This is a genomic window from Streptomyces sp. NPDC058086 (assembly GCF_042885015.1).
Lineage (GTDB): Bacteria > Actinomycetota > Actinomycetes > Streptomycetales > Streptomycetaceae > Streptomyces.
In genome coordinates this window covers 1-4160 of record NZ_JBHVST010000242.1, presented here as the reverse complement: position 1 = coordinate 4160, position 4160 = coordinate 1, and the positions used below count along the sequence as shown (strand labels likewise).

The 4160-nt window shown below is 70.0% G+C and carries 2 protein-coding genes and 2 pseudogenes; 1 reads left to right on the top strand and 3 read right to left on the bottom strand.

Going from position 1 to position 4160, the window contains the following annotated elements; genetic code table 11:
- The 3 genes and pseudogenes from ACFVWD_RS57635 to ACFVWD_RS57625 form a co-directional block, all read right to left on the bottom strand.
- Window positions 1-1552: pseudogene (locus tag ACFVWD_RS57635) on the bottom strand (tetratricopeptide repeat protein); the annotation flags it as partial.
- Between the two features lie 5 nt (window positions 1553-1557).
- Window positions 1558-2019, bottom strand: coding sequence for a hypothetical protein (locus tag ACFVWD_RS57630; protein WP_389607130.1), 462 nt, complete (start codon window positions 2017-2019; stop codon window positions 1558-1560).
- Between the two features lie 1083 nt (window positions 2020-3102).
- Window positions 3103-3366, bottom strand: coding sequence for a hypothetical protein (locus ACFVWD_RS57625; protein ID WP_389607128.1), 264 nt, complete (start codon window positions 3364-3366; stop codon window positions 3103-3105).
- A gap of 341 nt (window positions 3367-3707) precedes the next feature.
- Here ACFVWD_RS57625 and ACFVWD_RS57620 point away from each other — a divergent pair.
- A pseudogene (locus ACFVWD_RS57620) lies at window positions 3708-3884 on the top strand (IS701 family transposase); the annotation flags it as partial.
- Window positions 3885-4160 lie beyond the last annotated feature (276 nt).

Genomic DNA, 4160 nt, shown 5'->3' with positions numbered 1-4160 from the left:
CCTCGAACCGCCGCACCCCCTGCAGGGCGCCGCCGAGGTTGTTCAGCGCCTGGCCTTCGCCGTGGCGGTCGCCGAGCTCACGGCAGATGGCCAGGGCGCTGGTGGTGAGGGTGATCCAGTCGTCGAAGTAGCGGCGGTAGTCGAGGTACCGGGCAAGGGAGAAGACGAGGGAGGTGGTGGTAGCGGGGTGGCCGAGAGCTGGTGCGGCGGTGGCGGTGGCGGTCAAGCTGGCGTGTTCGGCATCCAGCCATCGCAGGGCAGCGGCGCGGTCTGGGAAGTGGGGCGCGCGGGGGCCGGGGAGGGTGTCCAGGTGGGTGTTGGCGGCTTGGGTGGTGTCCTGGTAGTGGGTGAACAGGCGGGTGCGGGCGCTGTCGCGTTGGTCGGGGGTGGCGTAGGTGCGGCCGTGTTCGTCGGCGTAGAGGCGGACCAGGTCGTGCATGCGCCAGCGGCCCCAGGCCAGGGCGGGTTCGATCAGGTGGGCTTCGGCGAGGTGCTGCAGGAGTCCCTCGGCCTGGTCGGGATCGGAGCCGGTTAGGCGGGCGGCGGCGTCGGTGGACAGGTCGGGGCCGGGGTTGAGGGGCAGCAGCCTAAACAGCCGGGCCTGGCCGGGGGCGAGGTGCTGGTAGGACAGGTCGAAGGCAGCGCGTACCGCGCGGTCGGGGCGGGCGAGTTTGTCCAGCCGGGAGTGTTCGGCCTGCAGCGCGACGGCCAGGGACGCGGCGGGCCGGCTGGGGGCGGCGGCCAGGATGGCGGCGGCGATGCGCAGCGCGAGCGGCAGGCCCGCGCATAGCCGGGCGATCGTGGCGGCCGCCTCGGCACCATCGGTGAAGCGGGTGTCGTCGGTGCCTCGGGCGTGGCGCAGGGCCTGGTCGAGCACGGCGGTGGAGGCGGCTTCGTCGAGGGTGTCGAGGTCGTGGAGGCGGGCGTCGAGGCCGTCGAGGGTGTGGCGGGAGGTGACCAGGGCTGCGGTGGTGCCGTCGGTGGGCAGCAGCGGGCCGGCCTGGCCGGTGGCGGAGGCGTTGTCGACGACGACGAGGACGCGCCGGTGCTCGCGGGCGTAGGCGGCCAGCACGCTGCGGTACAACCGTTGCCGGTCCTCCAGGCCGTTGGGGATGTGCTCGCCGGGAATGGCCAGGGCGCGCAGCAGGCCTTCCAGGGCCCGTTCTGGGGAGAGGCGGCGTTCGGGGTCGTAGCCGGCGAGGTCGGTGAACAGCACCCCGCCGGGGAACCAGTCTGGCTGTTTGAGGGCCTGGGTGGCGGTCTGGACGGCGAGTTCGGTCTTGCCGATGCCGGCCAGCCCTGCCACCGCGCTCACCAGCACCGTGCGCTGCTCGCCCGCACCGCCGGTGGCGGGGGCCAGGTCCGCCAGCAGTTGCTCGACGTGTTTGTCGCGGCCGGTGAAGGCAGAGGCCGGGGCGGGCAGCCCGGACAGCGCCGGGGTGATTGTCGGTGGCAGCTGCACGGTGATGTCCCGGCCCTGGACGACCGCGTGGAAGAAGATCCCGCCGGTGATCGTGTTGCTGGTCGCGCCGCCCTTGCGGGCGTCGCTCACGCCGGTCACCGCGTCGAGTCGGCTGCGCTGTCACCGGGAGCACCGGAGGAGGGCGGTGCAGGGGGCGGGGGTGGGGTGGTGAAGGTCAGGTTGGAGAAGTCCCGGCCCTGTACGACCGGCCCATTCTGGGTACCGCCGCTGACGGTGTTCGTCACCGCCCCGTCGCCGGTGCGCACCAGTGTGGCCTGCTCCTGCCAGGCTGCAAGATGGGTACGGAAGTCCTCATCCACCGCGGCCCGTACCGCCAGCGCCGTGCTCAGCGCCTGCGCCCGGCCCTGAGCGCCCGGATCTGCGGTAAGGGCCACCAGTTCCGGCTCCCCGGAACTGACCACCGGGGCCTGCTCGCCGCCATTCCGGCGGAACGGGCGCCGCACCAGCGCACTCAGCCCCGCCCACGCCTGCCGGCCAGCCTCCCCGCCGGCCCCGCCGGCCAGCGCCGCCAGCAGCCCCACCGATACCGGATCCATCCCCCACCATCCTCGCCTTGCGAAAGCAGACACTTACATTCAGTGACGACCGAAAGGGATGGGCGGTTCCCGCCCTCGCCGCACAACCAGCCCCTTCCGGACCGCTATCGGCCTACGCCGCAGCCGACCTGCCTGGCCGGTACAGGAGGCCGTCACCGCTGCCCCTCACCGGCCGGTACGGGGACATGCAACCGGCTCGGGCGCGCGGCTCTGGTGTGACGAGTGGCAACCGCCCACCACTGACCCACGCCCCTCACCTTCACCCTGACTGTGGACTGGTCAGACAAAGTGGGAACACTTCAGCAATTCCGAAATCACGTCAGACCGCGAAATGGCATCAAAGAGAGGACGAACCCCCTGGCCACGGGGTTGGGGACTCGCCAAGGCCCAGTAGAACTCACGGGATGTCGCACAGATCCCTGAAGCGTTCCCAGGACGGCAACGCGAACGGTGCCGTCAGCGGATGTACCGGCCTCCAGCTCTTTGGAACCAAGCCCCGGCGCACTGGCGAGACGACCCATCCGACGCCTAATCCGGGGCGCGAAGCCGTCCCCGGATCTGGCATGCTGGCCCCGTGAACAACAAGCTCAGAAAGGACGATGCCGCGTAATCGGCCGTCCCAAGTCCGCGCCTCCGGACGTCGCCCGAGGCAACAGACGCATGGAACACCAACGCCTGGGTTGCCGCGTCGCTCCGGCAAGCTTGCCGGAGCGGTTTCCCGCCTCGAACACGATCGGCTCTGGCCTGGGGCGATAGCCCAGGCCTTGCAGCAGTGGTCACGAACAGCCCACCGCCCCAGTCGTGCTCTCTCCGGCGGTTGTGGTTGTCCTTTGTGTAACCCCTTCTACACAACCGACGAGCGGGGAGTTCTGGAAGCGGCAATGCACGCTCTTCCGCCACAGGCGGCGCGTGAACTGCGGCGTCTGGTGAAACCGCTCGACGATCTCTACATCGCCAAAACCTGGCCCGACCCCTTCGCCTCGCCCGACGACGGATGGTGGGTAAAACGCTGTTGGGGATAGACCTACGTCGATCGCTGCCCCAGCACCGTTGCCTGCCCAGCGGAGTCGTTAAACGGCAAGCTCAAGCCTCGATGTACGCGACGACCACCACACTGCGCAGTGCGGTGACGAAGTACAGGACGCGAACTCGTTCGATCTCGTCTGCGTACTGGCGGAGTTCGGGGTGGGCGGTGTCGCCGGGGATCGGCTCGCCGATCTCGGGGTCGACGGAGATGGCGACCAGGGCGCGGTCCAGGGCGTGGATCTGGTGTTCGTCGGTGAGGTTCTCCAGCTGCTTCGCCGCGGAGTCGCTGAAGGCGATCTGAGCGCGGCGCCGTCCGGGCATCAGGCGACGGCCGGACGCTGTGCTGCGAGGCGGGCGAGGTGGGCCTCTCGCAGCTCCTCCCACGGCGTGCATTCCTCGACCGCCGGCCTGGGTACGCACCGACCTGCCACCGCTTGCGTCCGTCCCGCCGAACCAGAATCCGCCCGGCCTCAGCCCCCTCGACCTCCGCCGCGCCTACAACCTGTTCGGCCAGCACGGCAGGGGCCGGACGGTGGCGATCAACGTCGCCCACCACCACCCCAACCTGGAGAGCGACCTGGCCGTCTACCGCCGCCAGTTCCACCTCCCGCCATGCACCACGGTCAGCGGCTGCCTCCGCGTGATCAGGAGCCGCCGCGACGACACCGTCAGGGCTCGTCCCGCTGACGTGCAGAGAGATCCAACGGCTCTTCGCAGCGTTCATTGCCCAGCCCGTCTGCGACCTGGCGCACCGACTCCGCTGGTCAGAATGGCGCCGACGACACCAAGCCCGCGCCCGTACCAGCCACTACCGGCGACAGGCCGTGCAACAACCGTGATCAAGATCTACAGCTGGAGTACTAAGCAATCCAGTCCTCGCTGTGCCGATGGCGGTCCAGCCCCACGGTTGCGAACTCGTCCGTGGCCGCATCGGCCACCACACCCAGCCTCCTGAGGGCTTGCGAGATCGGGCTGCCGGCGGATCCGAAGGGCTGACCCTCCAGTACGTGACTCCTCCCCCTCGTAAACGAGGGGGCTTCTCGCTATGCCGGGTTGGCGTCGCGATGGACCAGCCCGGCCCGTAGAACGTTTTGGGCGCCCACCGTGTCCGCGTG

Excerpts from the sequence above, each read along its gene's own strand:
- ACFVWD_RS57630 (WP_389607130.1), bottom strand. The coding sequence starts at position 2,019 with ATGGATCCGGTATCGGTGGGGCTGCTGGCGGCGCTGGCCGGCGGGGCC.
- ACFVWD_RS57625 (WP_389607128.1), bottom strand. The coding sequence starts at position 3,366 with ATGCCCGGACGGCGCCGCGCTCAGATCGCCTTCAGCGACTCCGCGGCG.